Source organism: Algoriphagus iocasae (assembly GCF_014206875.1).
Classification (GTDB): domain Bacteria; phylum Bacteroidota; class Bacteroidia; order Cytophagales; family Cyclobacteriaceae; genus Algoriphagus; species Algoriphagus iocasae.
Window position 1 is genome coordinate 842,350 of sequence record NZ_JACIJO010000002.1, and the last position, 18,565, is coordinate 860,914.

The 18,565-nt window shown below is 40.9% G+C and carries 14 protein-coding genes and 1 pseudogene; 6 read left to right on the forward strand and 9 right to left on the reverse strand.

The window, feature by feature from the left end; genetic code table 11:
• Positions 1-35: 35 nt before the first annotated feature.
• The 5 genes and pseudogenes from FHS59_RS11105 to FHS59_RS11120 form a co-directional block, all read right to left on the reverse strand.
• The gene (locus tag FHS59_RS11105; RefSeq protein ID WP_184495212.1) at positions 36-1,418 is read right to left on the reverse strand and encodes a sulfatase; all 1,383 of its coding nucleotides are present in this window, start codon (positions 1,416-1,418) and stop codon (positions 36-38) included.
• A gap of 26 nt (positions 1,419-1,444) precedes the next feature.
• A complete protein-coding gene (locus FHS59_RS11110) occupies positions 1,445-2,779 on the reverse strand; it encodes a glucuronyl esterase domain-containing protein (RefSeq protein WP_184495213.1) in 1,335 nt (444 codons plus the stop codon).
• A 103-nt stretch (positions 2,780-2,882) separates the two neighbouring features.
• Positions 2,883-3,449, reverse strand: coding sequence for a carboxylesterase family protein (locus FHS59_RS23605; protein WP_394353571.1), 567 nt, complete (start codon positions 3,447-3,449; stop codon positions 2,883-2,885).
• Positions 3,429-4,541, reverse strand: a pseudogene (locus tag FHS59_RS11115) (carboxylesterase/lipase family protein); the annotation flags it as partial. The gene FHS59_RS23605 and the pseudogene FHS59_RS11115, both read right to left, overlap by 21 nt.
• Before the next feature lie 289 nt (positions 4,542-4,830).
• Positions 4,831-7,362, reverse strand: a complete 2,532-nt coding sequence (locus tag FHS59_RS11120) for a M14 family metallopeptidase (protein WP_184495215.1) — start codon at positions 7,360-7,362, stop codon at positions 4,831-4,833.
• 217 nt (positions 7,363-7,579) lie between these two features.
• Here FHS59_RS11120 and FHS59_RS11125 point away from each other — a divergent pair, with 217 nt between their 5' ends.
• Positions 7,580-7,894 carry a rhodanese-like domain-containing protein gene (locus tag FHS59_RS11125; RefSeq protein ID WP_184495216.1) on the forward strand — a complete coding sequence of 105 codons (315 nt, stop codon included), beginning with the start codon at positions 7,580-7,582 and terminating at the stop codon, positions 7,892-7,894.
• A 64-nt stretch (positions 7,895-7,958) separates the two neighbouring features.
• On the forward strand, positions 7,959-8,087 hold the full coding sequence (locus FHS59_RS23450; protein ID WP_262890865.1) for a hypothetical protein: 129 nt from the start codon (positions 7,959-7,961) through the stop codon (positions 8,085-8,087).
• Between the two features lie 67 nt (positions 8,088-8,154).
• On the opposite strand, the gene FHS59_RS11130 is transcribed toward FHS59_RS23450, so the two are convergent.
• Entirely contained in the window at positions 8,155-8,733 is a 579-nt protein-coding gene (locus tag FHS59_RS11130; protein ID WP_184495217.1) for a hypothetical protein, read from the reverse strand.
• A 90-nt stretch (positions 8,734-8,823) separates the two neighbouring features.
• A complete protein-coding gene (gene uvrA / locus FHS59_RS11135) occupies positions 8,824-11,640 on the reverse strand; it encodes an excinuclease ABC subunit UvrA (protein ID WP_184495218.1) in 2,817 nt (938 codons plus the stop codon).
• Between the two features lie 140 nt (positions 11,641-11,780).
• Here uvrA and pnuC point away from each other — a divergent pair, with 140 nt between their 5' ends.
• Genes pnuC through FHS59_RS11150 form a run of 3 tightly spaced genes read left to right on the forward strand, consistent with a single transcriptional unit; the run spans position 11,781 to position 14,446 of the window.
• Positions 11,781-12,395, forward strand: coding sequence for a nicotinamide riboside transporter PnuC (gene pnuC / locus FHS59_RS11140; protein ID WP_184495219.1), 615 nt, complete (start codon positions 11,781-11,783; stop codon positions 12,393-12,395).
• Positions 12,385-12,909 carry an AAA family ATPase gene (locus tag FHS59_RS11145; RefSeq protein ID WP_184495220.1) on the forward strand — a complete coding sequence of 175 codons (525 nt, stop codon included), beginning with the start codon at positions 12,385-12,387 and terminating at the stop codon, positions 12,907-12,909. The genes pnuC and FHS59_RS11145 overlap by 11 nt, the downstream gene beginning before the upstream one ends.
• 10 nt (positions 12,910-12,919) lie before the next feature.
• Positions 12,920-14,446, forward strand: coding sequence for an arylsulfatase (locus FHS59_RS11150; protein ID WP_184495221.1), 1,527 nt, complete (start codon positions 12,920-12,922; stop codon positions 14,444-14,446).
• A gap of 23 nt (positions 14,447-14,469) precedes the next feature.
• On the opposite strand, the gene FHS59_RS11155 is transcribed toward FHS59_RS11150, so the two are convergent.
• Positions 14,470-15,555, reverse strand: coding sequence for a serine hydrolase domain-containing protein (locus FHS59_RS11155; protein ID WP_184495222.1), 1,086 nt, complete (start codon positions 15,553-15,555; stop codon positions 14,470-14,472).
• Positions 15,556-15,680: 125 nt separating this feature from the next.
• A complete protein-coding gene (locus FHS59_RS11160) occupies positions 15,681-17,225 on the reverse strand; it encodes a M20/M25/M40 family metallo-hydrolase (protein ID WP_184495223.1) in 1,545 nt (514 codons plus the stop codon).
• Positions 17,226-17,503: 278 nt separating this feature from the next.
• On the opposite strand from FHS59_RS11160, the gene FHS59_RS11165 reads away from it, so the two are divergent.
• Entirely contained in the window at positions 17,504-18,550 is a 1,047-nt protein-coding gene (locus FHS59_RS11165; protein WP_184495224.1) for a family 43 glycosylhydrolase, read from the forward strand.
• Positions 18,551-18,565 lie beyond the last annotated feature (15 nt).

An 18,565-nucleotide genomic window follows, 5' to 3' on the forward strand; every position in this document is an offset into this window, starting at 1 on the left:
CAAGAGCAACGACATGAAAACGAATCATTCTTCGTTTAGTCATTCGATACGAATTCTGGGTTTTTTGTACTTGGAATTGGCGCGTTAGTCTCTTTCCACCAATTGGACAGAAGCTCCATAAGTTCTTCTTTTTTGGCTACTTCAATTGTGGATAAGTCTTTGGTTTCGGAAATATCATTTTCCAGATCATAGAGTTCTACTTCTTGGTTTTCGAAATAATAATGGAGTTTCCAATTTCCAATTCTTACAACCGAACCAGGCCTTGTTCTGAAAATAGGATCTCTGGTTTCATTTTGACCATACTTATAAGCTTCCAAATAAATGGGAAAATGCCAGAATAAAGGTCTTTCTCCAAGTTCTTTATTCTGAGTTAAAAGTGGGATCAAACTTTCTCCATCCAAGGAATACTCTTCTTTGATTTCTGCAGCCTCCAGTATTGTTGGGAAGATATCCAGATTTGTAATGGGGGTATGTTCGTTTGTTCCAGCTTGGATTTTTCCTTTCCAAAGGAAAAAGAAAGGAACACGAATTCCTCCTTCATAATAACTGCCTTTGCCCGATCGCAATGGTTGCTGATCGGTAATTCCTTTCAGGCCTCCATTATCAGAAACAAAGATGAGGATCGTGTTTTCGAGTTGATGGTTTCTCTTTAATGTGTTGATAAGTAAACCAATATTTCTGTCCAGGTTTTCCACCATGGTTGCGTATTCCGCATTTGATTGGCCGATTTTGGAGGATTTCTGCTCATACTTCGAAAGCAAAGATTTTACAGGCATAATCGGAGTATGGACTGCATATGGAGAATAATAAAGGAAAAATGGTCCTTTGGTTTTGTCCATTTCCTCAAGAGTTTTCAACATTATAGCATCCGTCAGATAATGTTCATTTTCTCCTTCCAAATTCACATTGCCATAAGGGGGATAATAGCTGGTAGGATGACCATTATGCCCTCCGCCGATATTCACATCAAAACCGAATTCCTGTGGAGAATCGCTAAGATGCCATTTCCCTGCATGAATGGTTTTGTATCCATTGCTTCTCAGAACTTGTGGTAATATGATTTGGTCTTTTCCGAGTGTGGTGGTGTTTTTGGTTGGTATGATTTTCCTGTCCTTGGATTTTCCTCTTTCTGAACTTCCTACTGTATATATTCCATGTCGGGGATTCCATTTCCCTGTCATCATGCTTGCCCTGCTTGGAGCGCAATTGGAGGAAGCAGTATAGCCTTGAGAGAATATCTTTCCCCTTTTGGAAAGGCTGTCTATAACTGGTGTTTCATAAAAATCCGATCCCATAAACCCCACATCTCTCCATCCCATGTCATCAATATTGATCAGGATGATGTTTGGTCCATTGTTTTGAGAATATGCCTGTAGGCTAAATACAAAAAACAAAAGGATTGAGAAGGATTTCTTCATGAATGGAAAAGAATAAGAGATCGAATTTAATCCTCTAAGTACCGCTTTGCAAATTCAATGAAATATGCCCAGTTAGGACCTTCGGTATGGCCTCCATCGTGCTGGCGGAATACTAAATCCCCGTCCAATAATCCGACATTCGTTCCTGGATATTGGTCGGTTTCTATACCCTTTTTACCCAATAGCTCATAAACTGGCGTAGCAGCAACCGCAGTTTTAAACATGCCTACCGCATCAATCCAGTGTCCCTCCACATCTGGATCTCCCCCGGAAATAAATACAGGTCGAGGCGCACAAATCGCAACCATTTCATGTGCATCCACTGGTAAATCCATGGGCGTAAGTGGACCTGCGTACTTGATGAAATTAGGAGTAAACCAATGATATTCTCCGGAAGAAGCCAAGTTCTCCACTTGTTCTCCGTAGATTCTTCGGAAAATTTTTGCCCCGCCGGCTCCGGAAGAAGCAATAAATCCTATGGCGAATCGAGGTTCGTCAACCATGGTAACCAAAGCTGCTTTCCCGTATCTGGAAAGACCTTCTATGGCAACTTTTCTGGCATCGACGCTTGGATCAGTTTCTAGGTAATCCAAAGCTCTGCTCGCTCCCCATCCCCAAGCTCTCAAGGTTCCCCAATCATCCAATTTTCTTGGTTGACCTTTATTGACCAAACCTATAATTCCAGCTCTTAACCCGGCTCCGTTATCTGCCTGAAAACTTGTTGGAATTAACATTGCAAATCCCCAACCTTCTTTCAACATCTGCTCTTGCCAAGTCGGCCCTTGTGGTCTTGGACGCTGCATACTTGCTGGCCAAATCCAACTGAATTGCATCACCAAAGGCACATTTTTGGCTTCTAAAGGGGTGGCCATATACATTTCAATGTTTACATCGATTTCTGGATAGGATGAGTTATCCACATGTCCAATTAGCTTTTTAAACCTGGCAGGAACTTCACCGAATAGGCTGTCTTTTTCTTCGAGGACTTCCCAGGTAACGGAAGGGGTATTTTCTGGGATTCTTCCATAAATCTCTGAAGCAAAATGCTCTTTGATCTCAGCCTTTCTTTTTTCCCAATCTTTTTTGTTTCTCACTGGCTGGCCATTATCAAAAACCAAGGGGTCAGGAAGAGAGCTGTATGGAGTTGCAATCGACTCATCTTTGTTTGCCGCATTGGGAGCTTCTGGATTTCCAGAAGGACCAGGTCGAAGCGACTCAATTCCTAATTTTTGCATCATCAATTGATGATCTTCTTGGCTGAGTTTTGCAATGCTATCTCTAGCCTGTTGGGACATTTGGCCAAAAGAGGGAATACTGTTCAGGAAAATAGCCGATGCAAGAATAAAAATGAGCTGTTTCATGAGAGGAATATTATTGGGTAGACTGCTTGTTTACAATGTAATAAAAAAGCTCAGGCCTGAATACACAAACCTGAGCGATGGTAAATAATTGATTTATTCTTAATTAGCTAGGCAAAGCCTCTCTTCCTCTTTTGTCAGGATTATTTTTGAGGGCGCTGACGTCATTGAGAATCATGGTTTCTCCACCTTCTGGAGAATATTCTTTCCAATTTGGTAATGCACCTGCATTTGGATTGCCTGTGCGCATGAAAGCTAAAAGGGAAGCAGACATGGCTTTGGATAACTTTCTTGGTCTATCGCCTCCGCCAGTATGCGTATACATCCGATCGGTGTTATCAAACCAAAAACAGATATCAATACAGTGAAAAGCTTTCATTCTTCCATTGTATAATTCTGGTTCCCAGCCGAACCAAGCCAAATAAACCGGAGCTTTCTGTTTGGCTTTTGCATTGGCGGTGTTGATTGCACCTTGTCTGTTAGAAAGGACCATCGCCCAAATATCAGCTGGAGAAGCATCCGGGAAATCCTGTCTAAAGGCATTCACAATTTTCTCTGAATCAGCACCAAATCTTGGTTGGATTTTTTCGACCACTCCTGCCCAATCAATTTTTTCCAATTCAGGAGATGTTCTGGTTGGATTCCACTCGTGGAAGGTCGTACAAACCAACATTGGAATATCAGAAGCAAGACCATTTGGATCGGAGAAAAACTCTCCTTTAGGGATATTTACACCATCCGCGACCGGACCAAATCCACCTCGGAAGCCTGGAGTAGGATTATCTTTCCTCATTTTTTCCAATGCTTTGTTAGCAATGTCGATGTATTCCCTCCAGCTTAATTCCTGAAGTTTATCGACATTTTCAGGGCTTAATCCTGCCTCCTTTAAAACATATTCTCCGAGCTTTCTGGAATATTCCTGATCATTTGCTACCAGCATAGATCCACTCAAAGGAACGCCTTTGTGTACCAAACCTTTTGCAGCAGGCATGGACATGGTGGCAGTAACTTTTGCTCCACCACCTGACTGACCCATAATGGTGACATTACCAGGATCTCCCCCGAAATTGGCGATGTTATCACGGACCCATTCCAATGAAGCAATAATATCCAATTGGCTGACATTGCCAGAATGGGCATATTTTGATCCACCGACACCCGAAAGATCTGTAAATCCGATTGGACCTAGGCGATGATTGATGGAAACGAAAACGATGTCTCCGTTTTTACTGATGTTTTCACCATGGTAGCCGTCTTGTTCGATGCCATTTCCGTTGGTAAATCCACCTCCATGTAGCCAAACCAGAACCGGTCTTTTTTTGCTGTCCAAAGCTGGAGTCCAAACATTTAGTTTGAGGCAATCCTCACTTACATCATCATAATTCCAATGGTCGGCAAAAGAATAGTCAGGACTCGCATAGCGGTTGTCCATGATTTGAGGAGCCGTATTTCCCCACCAGATCGTAGGCTTTACTCCAGTCCACTTTTCAGGTTTCTGTGGAGGCATAAATCTGTTTTTACCAGAAGTATCAGCCCCATAAGGAACTCCTAAAAAAGTATAAACATCATTGAGAATATATCCTCTGATTTTGCCGGAATCTGTATTTGCTTCTGCAATACTATCTCCTATTTGTAGGAATTGACCAGAGCTGGCTTGTTTGGAATTGCTTTCTGCATGGGTAGAAAAAGGAACGCTTGCAGCCAATCCAAGGCCTGCTGTACCTACGCCGACTTTCTTAAAGAATTCGCGTCTTTGGTTTTTCATCTGAAATAGTTTGTTTTTAAAATCAGATGGAATCTTGCTAGCCTGAATAATCCTTCCAGATTGGAAAGAATGTGCCTAGCATGATTTCATGATTTTGGGTTATTGATAATGGTTTGAAATTCAATAAAATATAGCTTGCTAATTTTTGTAATCTCAAAATAATCAGGATTTCTTATTGAAGAATTATTTAAGTGGGAAAATATTGTTTCAAAATGAAAAAATAGTGGGAGGACACATAAAAAAACCGACCACTTTTCAGCAGCCGGTTTTCTTTTAACCTATTTTATCTTTATTGGCCTACCATAAAAATGGCGTTACTCAAAACCAGTTTTCCTGATTCCCAGAATCCTCTAAAGATCGGATCATCCACAAAATAAACGATTTGGCCTCTTCCAGCTCTTTCAGCTCCTACAGCCATGGACTCTCCCATTTTAGATTTGATTTTAAATCCAATATAGCCTGTTCGGTATGCATCGTTGTTGGCGATGATACCCGCATTTACTCCGTTATTAAGGAATGCATACCTACTTGAGTTGTTTTTCAGGGTATAATATTTTCCTCCTGTGCCATATCCAAGTGGATGCGTTTCGTCCATGGTGATTTCATAAATCGCACCTGCTGCACCGCCAGAAATTGCTACTCGCTCACCTTCTTGGTAAGGAGCCAAACGCTCTTCTTTTTCTAATGCTGTCGCTTCTTTTTCAGCAGCTTTTTTCTCTTCGTCTGTGTCAAAAGTCGCTAGATCAAAGCCTTCTTTGTTGGCAAATGCTCCCAAAGCACCATCGATCGCTATCAATTTTCCTCCTCCACGAACCCATTCCATGACATTGTCCATCGCTGGTTTTGATAAACCTCCGCCTCTAGTGGAAGGCATGATCAACACATCGTATTTTCTCAGATCATAGCGACCCATGTTTTCAAGTTCCAGATTCACCAATGGATAATCCAGCTCTTTTTCAAAGAAATGCCAGATCGCTCCATAGTTTAAGGAATTGGTTCCGGATCCACCTATTAATGCAACTTTTGGTGCTTGAATGATTCTGATATTTGGCGAGCCAAAGTCTTTGCCTTTGTCCATATAGCCACTCATAGTGGTGGCCAAGGTTACCCCGAATTTATTAGCGATTTCAACCACTTTTTGGTCAAAATTCGTCACATATTCATTTCCTCCTTTTGTGATCAAAAGTGAACCTGCCGGGAAACTTTTTCCTTCCACTTCGAAAGGAAACTCAGGATATTTCACTCTGATTCCTTCATTTAGCAAAGCTGACAAGAAAGCTACATCTCTTGTTCCTTCCCACGCAGCCATGTAAGCAACTGGAGTTTTTCCAACCTGATTTGCTGTAAATTCCGGTGCTTCATACGCTCCAGCAGGATCTAATCTAGTTTCGACAGCATAGGCCTCCAATCCATAAGCATAAGGCAAAGCCCAACTGGTGATATCATATGTTATACTGTCATGCAAAGCCGGATTCGGCTCGAAGAAAACTTGCGTCAATACAGATTTAGGTTGATAGGCACTGATAATGATGTCTTCATCTGAAGTGGCAAAGGAACCACTTTTACCTGTTTGGTATTCATATCCTTTCAGACCTGATTTAGAACCTGCTTTACCATATTTGATTCCATTCTTATCCAACAATTCCAATAATTTGGCTACCTGCGCAGGGTTGCTTTCTCCTTTAATTACAAAGCTTTTGTATTTGCCTTTCGGGCTAGAAGAGTTTTCATCATAAAACTTCTGATACTCCGCCAATAGTTTTTCGGCATTTTGGCTGGTTACCTCAGCCGCAGACATGGCAGCCGTATAATGCCCAGCAATTCTATAGCTCAAAGTCACAGTATCCCCAACAGAGTTATATCCACCGATACCGGCTTGACCACCGCCACCTTGCTCGATAGTCATCCCGATGGCTCCATTAAACATTGGGTAGGAATCTCCATAAGATGGATAAAGTAGGTCGAAACGCTCTTTGGTAAAATAGAAACGTCCCGCTTCGTCGAAGTATTTGGCTGTATTTCTACCGAAAGTATCCTGGAATTCATGCTGCCAAGGAGTCAATTGCTCATGCAAAGGTTCTGCAGCTGGAGCCATGTAGAATGGGTTGTTGATTCCCTGCTCGTGAAAATCCAAATGCAATTGTGGAAGCCACTGATTGTAAAGTTTCATTCTCTGTTGAGATTCCACCTGTACTTGCCACGCCCAGTCTCTATTTAGATCAAACAAGTAATGATTTGCACGACCTCCCGGCCAAGGTTCATTATGTTCTACCGACTGCAAATCAGGCTGCAATCTTGTGTTCATTTTCTGATTGTACCAGTTGGAATAGCGATCGCGACCGTCAGGGTTGATACAAGGATCCAAAATGATAACCTGATTTTTTAGCCAATCCTGAGATTTTGTATTAGCGGGATTCGCCAAGGTATAAAAAGAGGAAATTGCCGCTTCCATGCCTACGGATTCATTTCCATGCACATTGAAAGACATCCAGTTGATCGGAACTGAAGTGGAAGGTTCACCTTCCAAAACCCCGGCTCTTTTCAAATTATCCTCACGGATTTGCTCAATTCGAGCCATATTTTCTTCCGAAGCGATGATGGCTACAATAAGTGGACGCTTTTCGTTAGTCTCTCCATATTGGATCAGTTTCACATTGGGGTTATTTGCCGCAACATGCTCGAAATAATCCACCATTCGATGATGTGGAGTAAAACGATCGCCAGGTTTATAACCCAAAAACTGCTCAGGAGTCTGGATCTGAGCCCAAGAGCTTAAGGTGATCGAAAAAGCGAAAATTGTTAGAAGTATCAGTTTTCTCATAAAGTTGGGGATAGTATGAAGCCATGAATTTAAAAGGAATTGTCTTTTGGATTAGCACCAGTTAAAAAAATCTTGAATTTCAGCGGATTAAATATTTCCGAAGAGGGATTCTGTTGGAAATGAAGCTTTCAAAAGTCTTGTGTGACAAAAGTTCCTGTTTTTAAGAAGATTAGGTTTGAAATTGCATGCATAATCTTGAAACAAAAACAATAATCATATGAATTTCTTCTCAGCATTATTTGGGACAACAGACAATACCAAATTGAAAGAGGCGATTGCCGAAGGCGCATTTTTAGTAGATGTGCGATCTGCAGGTGAGTTTGCCTCAGGATCCGCTAAAGGTGCGGTAAATATTCCTTTGGATAGAATCAATAGTCAATTGGCGAAGTTTAAAGGAAAGAAAAATATCGTAGTGTTTTGCCGAAGCGGAAACCGTAGTGCTCAGGCTAAGAGCATTTTAGAACAAAATGGTTTCCAGAATGTTGTCAATGGAGGCACTTGGAACAACGTAAGTGAATGTTTAGATAAATAAAGGGTTTAGGTTGCAAAAAAGGGAGAGTCATTCGGCTCTCCTTTTTTATTTAATTCCACTTAACATGAAAATCGTAAATCATACTTTCGATTTCCAGATCTCTATGGAAAATACAGGAGAAAAAGAAGGTTTTCCACTTACGGAAAAGGTGAAGACTGTGGGATTGAGGGAGTTTTTATTTGGAATAGTTTAAAGTATTTCAATTATTCGGATTGTAAATCTCGAACAGCTCGTACCTAGCAAATTCTCAAATTTGAAATCTACTGTTTCTCTGCTTTAAAGCTTTGGATAATTCCTGAAAAAATAGGTTTGACTTTTTCTGATGCACTGGCAGGTGAGGACCCCAGGATTTTGAAGGATTGATTTAGCTTTTGGAACATATAAAAGACACCGGTTTGATCTTGTTTTTCCCCATGAGAAAATTTGGCCCACAAAGCGGGAGCGCCATCTATAGTGGAATTTCCAGTTTCTTCCAGTTGGAAATTCTTCATTTCATCGGGTAAATTATAATCCAACTCAAATTGAAAATCATCTTTGAATGATTGAGATTCTACGACGGAGTCGAATTTTTTATTTCCCGTAGCCTTTTCTACATAAGTAATGGAGATGTAGGCGTTGTTCGAGTCTTTTGATTCAATTTTGTAATCGTATCCATCATCATTTACCTTCCATCCTTCCGGTAAAATATAGCTGAACTTGATCTCTGGATCTTTGACTTCAACTCTATTTTGCGCAAAAGTGATAATGGGAAAAAATGCAATGGCAAGGATTAGTAAAAAACGATTAATCATGATGAATTTTGAATTAGCTGCTGATAATGCCTGAACTAATATATTCATCAGACCTTCTTTACAAAAATTCTTACCCTTGATTTAAGGTAAATTAAGAGATTAGGAGTTTTCAGAACCAGTTTATTGGAAATGAAAACACTAAACAAAAGCTTCTCTCAAATATTTCGCAGTATAATTTTCCTTTTCCTTCATCATATCTTCTGGAGTTCCTTCAAAAGTCAAATGCCCACCTTTGTTTCCTCCTTCAGGCCCCAAATCAATGACCCAATCAGCTGATTTGATCACTTCGGTATTATGCTCAATGATGATCACAGAATGACCCTGATCAATCAACGCATTGATGGAATGAAGTAACTTCTTGATGTCGTGGAAATGAAGACCAGTGGTCGGTTCGTCGAAAATAAATAAGATATGATCTCCAGATTTGGTGCCGCCTTTTCCTAAGAACGAAGCCAATTTTACCCGTTGCGCCTCACCACCAGAAAGGGTATTTGAGCTTTGACCCATTCCGATGTAACCCAGTCCTACTTCCTGGAGTGGAAGGAGTTTATTGATAATCTGGGTTTTTCCTTTGAAGAACTCGATGGCTTCATCTATAGTCATGTCCAAAACCTCAGAAATGTCCTTCTCCTTGTACTTGACATCCAAAATCTCATTCTTGAAGCGCTTGCCTTTACAGGATTCACAGGTCAAATGGATGTCAGCCATAAACTGCATTTCAACCGTTGTGATTCCTTCTCCGGCACATGCCTCGCATCTACCACCGTCCACGTTGAAGGAGAAAAATGCAGGTTTGTAATTTCTTTGTTTCGAAATTGGCTGGTCGGAAAAAAGCGTTCGGATCGCATCATATGCTTTTACATAAGTCACAGGATTGGATCGGGAAGATTTACCGATTGGGTTTTGATCGACAAATTCGATTTGGGAAATAGATCGATAATCACCTTCGATTTTATCATACTTTCCACTTTCATCGATGACCGTTCCTAGCATTTTTCCCAAAGCCGGATAAAGGACTTTCTTCACTAAGGTTGATTTTCCTGATCCAGAAACCCCTGTTACAACGGTAAGCGTGTTCAAAGGGAATTTTACCGTGAGATTTTTAAGATTATTTTCTCTTGCACCTTTGACGAGGATGCTGTCTTTCCATTTGCGATTTCCATCTTTCTTGAAAATCAATTCCTCTCCTCGAAGGTATTTCGCAGTGTAAGTCTGAGCAGAAGTCATCAACTCTTCAATCGGCCCTTGGAAAAGTAATTCCCCACCATTAACGCCGGCATCTGGTCCGATATCAATAATTTGATCGGCTGCTTTCATCACCTTTTCCTCATGCTCCACGACGATAACCGTATTTCCAAGATCACGAAGAGACTTCAATACGCCGATCAAGCGATCGGTATCCCTTGGATGCAAACCGATGCTCGGTTCATCGAGGATATACATCGATCCCACCAAAGCAGAACCCAAGGAAGTCGCCAGTTTGATTCGCTGATATTCTCCACCAGAAAGGGTAGAAGTCAGTCGATTTAATGTCAAATATCCCAAACCGACTTCATCCATGTAAGAAAGTCTACTTTGGATTTCCTTCAGTAGTCTATTTGCAATTTTTGCCTGATGTGGAGGAAGGTCCAAGCCATTGAAAAATGATAGAGCTTCGTCAATCGGCATCAGAACCAAGTCAGTAATGGACTTTCCTTCAATTTTCACATAGGAAGCATCCTTTCTAAGTCTGGTGCCTTTGCAATCAGGGCATGTTGTACGTCCACGGAATCGGGAAAGCATCACGCGGTACTGAATTTTATGAGTTTTGGATTCCAAGTCTTTGAAGAAGGCATCCAATCCTTTGAAATATTTATTTCCTGTCCAGATCAGTTGTTGCTCTTTTTCTGTGAGTTCGTTGTAAGATCTATGAATTGGAAAATCGAATTCAATTCCTTTTTTCAATAAGGGCTCCAGCCAGCTTCTGGAAGATTCCCCTCTCCATGGGGCAATTGCTCCTTCATACACTGACATTTCCTTGTCAGGAATGACTAAATCAGGATCGATTCCGAGTACATTTCCAAAACCTTCACAGGTTCTGCAGGCTCCGTATGGATTGTTAAAAGAGAAAAAGTTGACAGTTGGGATTTCGAACTGCATGCCGTCCAACTCAAATCTGTCGGAGAAGGAACGTGTTTCTTTACCTGGAACAGTGATTTTACAATCTCCATGGCCTTCAAAAAGTGCAGTCTGAACGGAATCAGCTATTCTGAATTGGTTGTCTTCATCATCCTTAATCACAGATGCCCGGTCGATCAAAATCTCGTATTTGCCCTTTGGAACTTTCTTTTCTCCTAGTAAGTCTTCGACGAAATAGACTTCTTCATCGATTAGAATTCGGGTATACCCTTTTTGAAGGAGTAGCTCCAGCTCTTGTTCAATTTTTCTACCTCTTTCTATCTGAAGAGGACAAGAAATCATCACCTTACTGCCTTCGTCAAAGCTTTGGATGAAATCCACAATATCTGTAACAGTATGATGTTTTACTTCTTTGCCAGAAATTGGAGAGATGGTTTTCCCGATTCTTGAGAAAAGCAACTTCAGGTAATCATATATCTCCGTGGTGGTTCCGACAGTAGAGCGAGGATTTTTGGTATTGACTTTTTGCTGGATGGCGATGGCCGGAGCAACACCTTTGATGTATTCCACATCGGGCTTTTCCATTCTGCCTAGAAATTGCCTTGCATAGGAGCTCAAGCTTTCCACATACATCCGTTGCCCTTCGGCAAAAAGCGTATCGAAAGCCAAAGAAGATTTTCCTGATCCCGAAAGCCCAGTAACTACGACCAGTTTATTTCTAGGAATTGCAACGCTCAGGCTTTTCAGGTTATTGACCCGTGCATTTTTGATGATGATGTAATCCTTCGGATCAAAAGAGTCAATATCGGTTTTCGCAGGTAAAGTGCTCAAAGTCATAGCTGGCAAAGTTAAACAGGAAAGGGGTAAAAGGGTAATAAGTCCCAAAACTTGTTGGACAAAATGGATAAGTTTTGATTCGAATGTTTATAACCAAAGTTTGAGGGGAATAGGTTTAGAAAAAATCACTTATTTCGGGAATGGATTTACAGTGGTTCCTTGATGGCTTAACCGAAGGGCTCAGAAACATGACTTGGCTGGAAGCTGTGGCTGTGTTTTTTGGGATTGCATCGGTTTTTTATTCCATGAAGGAGCATATCTGGGTTTATCCGACCGGGATTATTTCCACATTGATTTATGTTTGGATTTGCTTCCAATATAAACTCTATGCCGATATGGGCATCAATGCCTACTACTTTAGTATGTCAATTTATGGCTGGTATGTTTGGACTCATCCGAATGCAGGAGAAAAAGTCCTGCCAGTCACCTGGCTAAAACCAAAAGGGTGGCTAGTTTCCTTGGGGATATTTTTTGTCTCGTATCTTACTTTGTATTTAGTATTGTCCAATTTCACTGACAGCGATGTGCCTTATTGGGATTCATTCACCACTTCCTCCGCTTTTGTGGGGATGTGGCTGATGGCTAAAAAGAAGGTGGAAAACTGGATATTTTGGATTATTACTGATTTGGTTTCTGTTCCACTTTATTTTTATAAAGGACTGATATTGACAACTGTCCAATTTACTTTCTTTACTGTGTTAGCCACGATGGGGCTGATAGCCTGGATTAAATCTGCAAGAGCATATGAAGCCTAAAAGAATCTTGATATTAGGACCAGAATCTACCGGGAAAAGTACACTTTGTAAAGACTTATCCACAAAATACGGAGAGCCTTGGGTTCCTGAATTTGCCCGTGAATATCTCGATAAACTGGGCAGAGAGTATCGTTACGAGGATTTATTGGAAATAGGTAAGGGGCAAGTTGCCTTGGAAGATAGAAAAGTCCTTCAGGCAAAAGACTTTCTTTTTTGTGATACCGATTTACGAGTTATCCACATTTGGTCTCAGCATAGATTTGGCAAAACAGACCCTTGGGTGCTAGAACAAATCCAAAAAAGAACCTATAGTCTGATTTTATTAACAGATACCGATATGCCTTGGGAACCAGATCCATTGAGGGAATATCCGGAATTGGAAATGAGACAATATTTCTTTGATAAATATTTGAAACTTGCAGAAGAAAGCGGATTTCCCTTTGAAGTGGTGAGTGGAAACGAATCTGTTCGATTAAATCAGGCTTCTTCCTATATTGAAAATTATTTTAATTAAGCCTTTATCCATGTTTAAACTCGTCTTATCCTTCCTAGTTATATCATTGTTTTTTGCTTGTAACAAACCCGTTGAGGAGCCAAGCAAGCCAAACATCGTTTACATTTTAGCTGATGATTTGGGTTATGGTGAAGTGGGATATCAAGGTCAGGAGAAAATTCACACACCCAATATTGATGCTTTGGCAGCTTCTGGGATGGTATTTACCAACCATTATTCTGGTGCTCCTGTTTGTGCTCCGGCGAGATGTATTCTCTTGACAGGAAAGCATGGAGGCCACGCTTATATCCGTGGGAATGACGAGTGGAGAGAAAGAGGAGAGGTTTGGGATTATGCCAAGGCTGCTGCGGATCCGAATCTGGAAGGACAACGGCCATTGCCATCCAATACCAATACGCTAGCAAAAGTATTAAAGGGTGCTGGCTACAAAACTGGAATAATTGGAAAATGGGGTTTAGGAGGTCCGACTACTGAGTCCGTTCCGACCAAAATGGGCTTTGATTATTTTTATGGATTTAACTGCCAGCGTCAGGCTCACAATTTATATCCACCACACCTTTGGGAAAATGAAAACAAAGTACCACTCAATAATCCTATTGTTGTTCCAAACACCAAATTGGATGAAGGCGCTGATCCAAATGCAGAGGCAAGCTATGCAAAATACAATCAGGCAGACTTTGCCCCGACATTGATGCATGAAAAGGCACTGAAGTTTATTGAAGAGAATCAGGAAGAGCCTTTTTTCCTATACTATGCATCACCTCTGCCGCATGTGCCACTTCAGGCGCCGTTAGATAAAGTAGCAAACTATCAAAATGAATTTGGGGCGGAAGACCCCTATTTAGGCAATAGTGGGTATTTCCCTAATCAATATCCACATGCTACTTATGCTGCAATGATCAGCTTATTTGATCAGCAAGTCGGCGAAGTGAAGGCAAAATTGAAAGAGCTTGGGCTGGAAGAAAACACGATTATCATTGTCACTAGCGATAACGGTCCAACCTACACAGGAGGAGTTGATTTTGATTATTTCAACAGCTCGCAGCCATTCACCAATGGATATGGAAGAACAAAAGGCTTTGTTTATGAAGGAGGTATTCGAATACCTATGCTGGTGAACTGGCCGGGTAAAGTGGAAACCGGAAGTAAAACAGATCTTATTTCTGCCTTTTATGATGTGATGCCTACCATCTGTGAATTGGTGGGGATTCCGGTTCCTGAAGATGCCGATGGGAAAAGCTTCCTTCCAACCTTACTTGGAAAGCCACAATCTGACCCTGATTATTTATTTTGGGAATATCCCGAATATGGCGGTCAACAAGCGGTAAGGATGGGCAAGTGGAAAGGAATCAGACAAAATATTGTCAAGGAAGGTAATCTTGAAGTGGAGCTTTACGATTTATCCACAGATCCCAGAGAGCAGAATAATATTGCGGAAGCACATCCAGAGATTGTTCAGAAAATAGAAGAGATCATGAAAAAAGAGCATTCAACACCAAGCTTGGAGCGCTTTAGAATGGATGCTCTGGAGAATTAATTAATTGTATAAAACTGAATTGTTTACCATTTTCCTAAAGATAATGTTGCAGCTTCTACAAGGCGCATCATGTCTGGATGGTAATTGTTATTGAGGATAATAATAGTTTTGTTTTCTTCAATGTAACGTACGATGATGGTCTTGTACCCCGGGTTATCTCCAGTGTGCATGACCATTTTTCCAAGCGGGCTTTTTGGTTCCAGCACCCAACCAAAACCATAATAGCTTCTTGTGCCATCATTCAGTTTGGCCGGAGTAAATGCAAGTTCCAATGTTTCTTTGGAAACCAATTTGTCTCCATACAAAGCTTGATCCCAGAGTAACAAATCTTCTGCTGTGCTACTTACCCTTCCCGGGCCTTTTCTGTTTCCTAACCATACGGTATAATCTGAAGAGTGAAAATTATTGGCATTTACATAGGATCCGTTTTCATCTTTGATATGTCCAGCTACAAAGTTCTTCACCTTGGCCTTTTCTTCTGGTGACCGGATATCAGTACTTTTCATGTTGAGAGGTTTAAAAATCCACTCTCTCATCAATTCCACAAAATCTTTCCCGGTTGCTTTTTCTACAATGCTTGCTAAAAAGACATATCCTGTATTGCTGTACTGATATTTCTCTCCCGGTTCAAAAAGCATAGGAGGCTGGTATTTATTCAGATACTCCAAGATGTCCGGATTTCCAGCCACTTTACTTTTATCCCAATGTTCATCCATCACTGCTTGATAATCCGGTAACCCGCTGGTATGTGTTAGTAGCTGTCTGATGGTAATCCCTCGATATGGGATATCCAAATATTTCCCGACTGGATCGTCATAATTCAGAAGACCTTTCTCTTGGCACATCATGATCATCATAGCGGTAAATTGCTTGGAGACAGAGGCCATTTCAAAAATATCTTTTGTCTTTAATGCCACATGATCTTCAAAAGATCTCATTCCGATTGCTTCTTCATAAAGTATCTTCCCTTCCTGAGCAACTAAAACTACTCCGGAAAAACCCTCTACTCTGGCTTTCTCCAAGGCATCAACCAAGATTTTTTCCTGAGCATGAACAAGCGTGGAAGTAAAGAATAGGACAAAAAGTATCGATAGGAAAAGTCTTTTCATTGTTGGGGATTTAGGAAATAGAAAAATACAAAACCTTTTCCTCTTGCGCTAATAGTCTTTTCTCTAAAAATTGAAACAAAAAAAGCCACAGAATGCTGTGGCTTTTTCATATTAATAAAAGTTGATTAGTTGTCTAATCCTCCTTTGCGTGTTGGTGATCTCATCGCTGGCCATTCAGTAGGCTCTCCATTTCTTCCGATTGGAATTCTTACTTCTCTAGAAACCATATTTTCTTCTTCACTTGCCATGTAAACCATGATTGCAGCCATGATCACATTGCTTTGAACGTCGTCAAAAATGATTTTGTCATATGTGTCCAAATTGGTGTGCCAAGTATAATTGAAATAAGACCAGTTTAAAGAACTTAAAGAGAAAGCTGGAACTCCTGCTGCCACGAAGGAAGCGTAGTCAGATCCTCCACCTCCTGGATTTCCAGGGAAGTTGGTTTCGATATCTCTTGTGATTTCTCTAGGAACTTTTGACATCCATCTTCCTAAATACTCATAGCTATCCACAAAACCTTGACCTGAAACATTCGCCACGCGGCCAGTTCCATTATCTTGGTTAAACAAAGCCTGGATTTTAGCCATCATTTCTGGGTGATCTTCTACGAAAGCTCTAGAACCGTTCAATCCTTGCTCTTCAGAACCCCAATGACCAACTAGAATAGTTCTTTTAGGATTTGGGTACATTTTTTTCAAAACTCTCATGACTTCCATCATCATGATGGTACCGGTTCCGTTATCAGTGGCACCAGTTCCGCCATCCCACGAGTCAAAGTGTGCAGAAAGCATTACATACTCATCAGGCTTCTCTGTTCCTTTGATTTCAGCGATTGTGTTGAATGTTGGAGCTACTCCAAGATCTTTAGACTGTGCATTTAAGTTGATTTGAGGTTTCTCACCACCTTCAGCTAATCTGAAAAGAAGGCCATAATCTTCTAGAGAAAGATCGATGGTTGGGACTTTCTTAGTGGAAGCTGAGAAAATTTTATTAGCCCCGAAGCCTTGAGACCAATAAGAAGTGATGATGCCCAAAGCACCTGCATCTTCCAAAGCAATTGGAAGTTCTCTTCTTCCCTTTCCTGTTTTTTGAAGTCTCGCATTCCAAGCTCTGTTTGACTCAGTGCGCTCTTCTTTCATTTTCTCGAAAGACTCTTCAGTAGCGAATTCTTCCCAGTTGTAATCAGGTCTACCTGTAACTTGAGGAGCAGAAATCATCACATATTTTCCTTTTACAGAAGGAAGCCAAGCTGCAAAAGCTGCCTCATCGGCCAAATCAGGGATAACTACCACTTCTCCAGTTGCGCCGCCTTGGGGTGAAGCTGGGCTCCAAGCCAATTGCTGTCCGGCTAATGATTTGGTCCAAGGTGCAACCATATCGATATGGGTAATTCCTCTTTCCCAAGATTTCCACTCACCCCATTGCTCATTACGAGCTTCAATTCCCCAACCTTGGTATTTTTCAACGGCCCAATCATGTGCCTTCTTCATCTGAGGAGTACCCACCAATCTTGGTCCGATTCCATCCATCAATTCGTGAGCGATCTGCTTCAACTGAGAATTTTCAGTTTCCTCTTTGATAATCTTTTCAATGACTTCGTCTTGAGCCTGGACGTTGGCGCTAAGCAAGAGCATCAAGCCCAGACCTAATAAGTAGTGTTTTTTCATTTGGTTTATATTTTTTCAAAAGTTCAATAGCAGCCCCGAACTTGTTTCGGGTGAATCTCGCATTTTTCTAAGCTTTCGCTTCTTTAAAATTTGTAATGCTTGATTTTATCGCTGTTTAGTTCAGGATTTAAAAATATCAGTAGAAAATGGCATTTCCACACCGTTTGTGGATTTGTATCCATTCTTATCCTTTTCAGTGTTGTTTTAATATCATATCAATTAAATTGTAACCCCTTGATAAATCGAACCTCGACAGTTAAGAAATTAACATTAAAATCATGTCTATTTTTCTAATTCTGGCATTCCACTTTTTTTCAATTTTTCCAAATGAAAATGATCAGTTTGATCTCAATTTAGTAACACCAAAATCAGATAGTTTACAATTTAAAAACCCCGTCTTCGAACCCGTACTCGCAGATCCTAGTGTAATCAAGGATGGAGACTACTTTTATGCATATGGGACAGAGGACAATTGGGGAGAAGAAGGAGGATACCATTTGGTGCCAGTGATTCAGTCCAAAGATTTGGTACACTGGAATGTGGTTGGAAATTCGATGGAAAAAAAGCCTAACTGGAAACCCAAAGGTGGAATTTGGGCACCGGATGTTACTAAAGTTGGTGACCGATTTTTTATGTATTATTCCTTCTCGACCTGGGGAGATCCAAATCCTGGCATTGGCTTGGCCATAGCGGAAAAACCAACGGGCCCATTTGTCGATCAAGGCCCTGTTTTTACCTCTGAAGAAATCGGGGTAGCTAATTCAATTGACCCTTTCTATTTCGAAGAGAATGGGAATAAATATTTGATCTGGGGAAGTTTTCACGGGTTGTATCTTACACAACTTTCCTCTGATGGCAGCAAAGCGGAAGGTGAAAAAATAAAGCTTGCCGGAAATCACCTTGAAGCTGCCTATCTAATTAAAAAAGATGGCTATTTCTACCTATTTGGTTCATCAGGAACTTGTTGTGAAGGAGCAAAAAGCACCTACAAAGTCCTAGTTGGAAGATCTAAAAATCTATTTGGGCCTTATTTGGATCAAGAAGGAAATGAACTTCTGAATGGCTCAGCAGGAAGTTTGGTAGTAAAAAGTAATTCTGGAGATACGGGATATGCCGGACCAGGCCATAACGCCGAGATTATCACAGATGATAAAGGTCAGGATTGGTTATTGTACCATGGAATGGATAAATCAAAGCCAAAACTCAATAATGGAACCAATAGAAGGGTACTTTTGATGGATCCATTAATTTGGAATGAGGGATGGCCTAGTATCAAAAACCATGTACCGAGCACCTCTATTCAGGCGGCTCCAATTTTTAATTAAGGAAAAAGGAAAGTA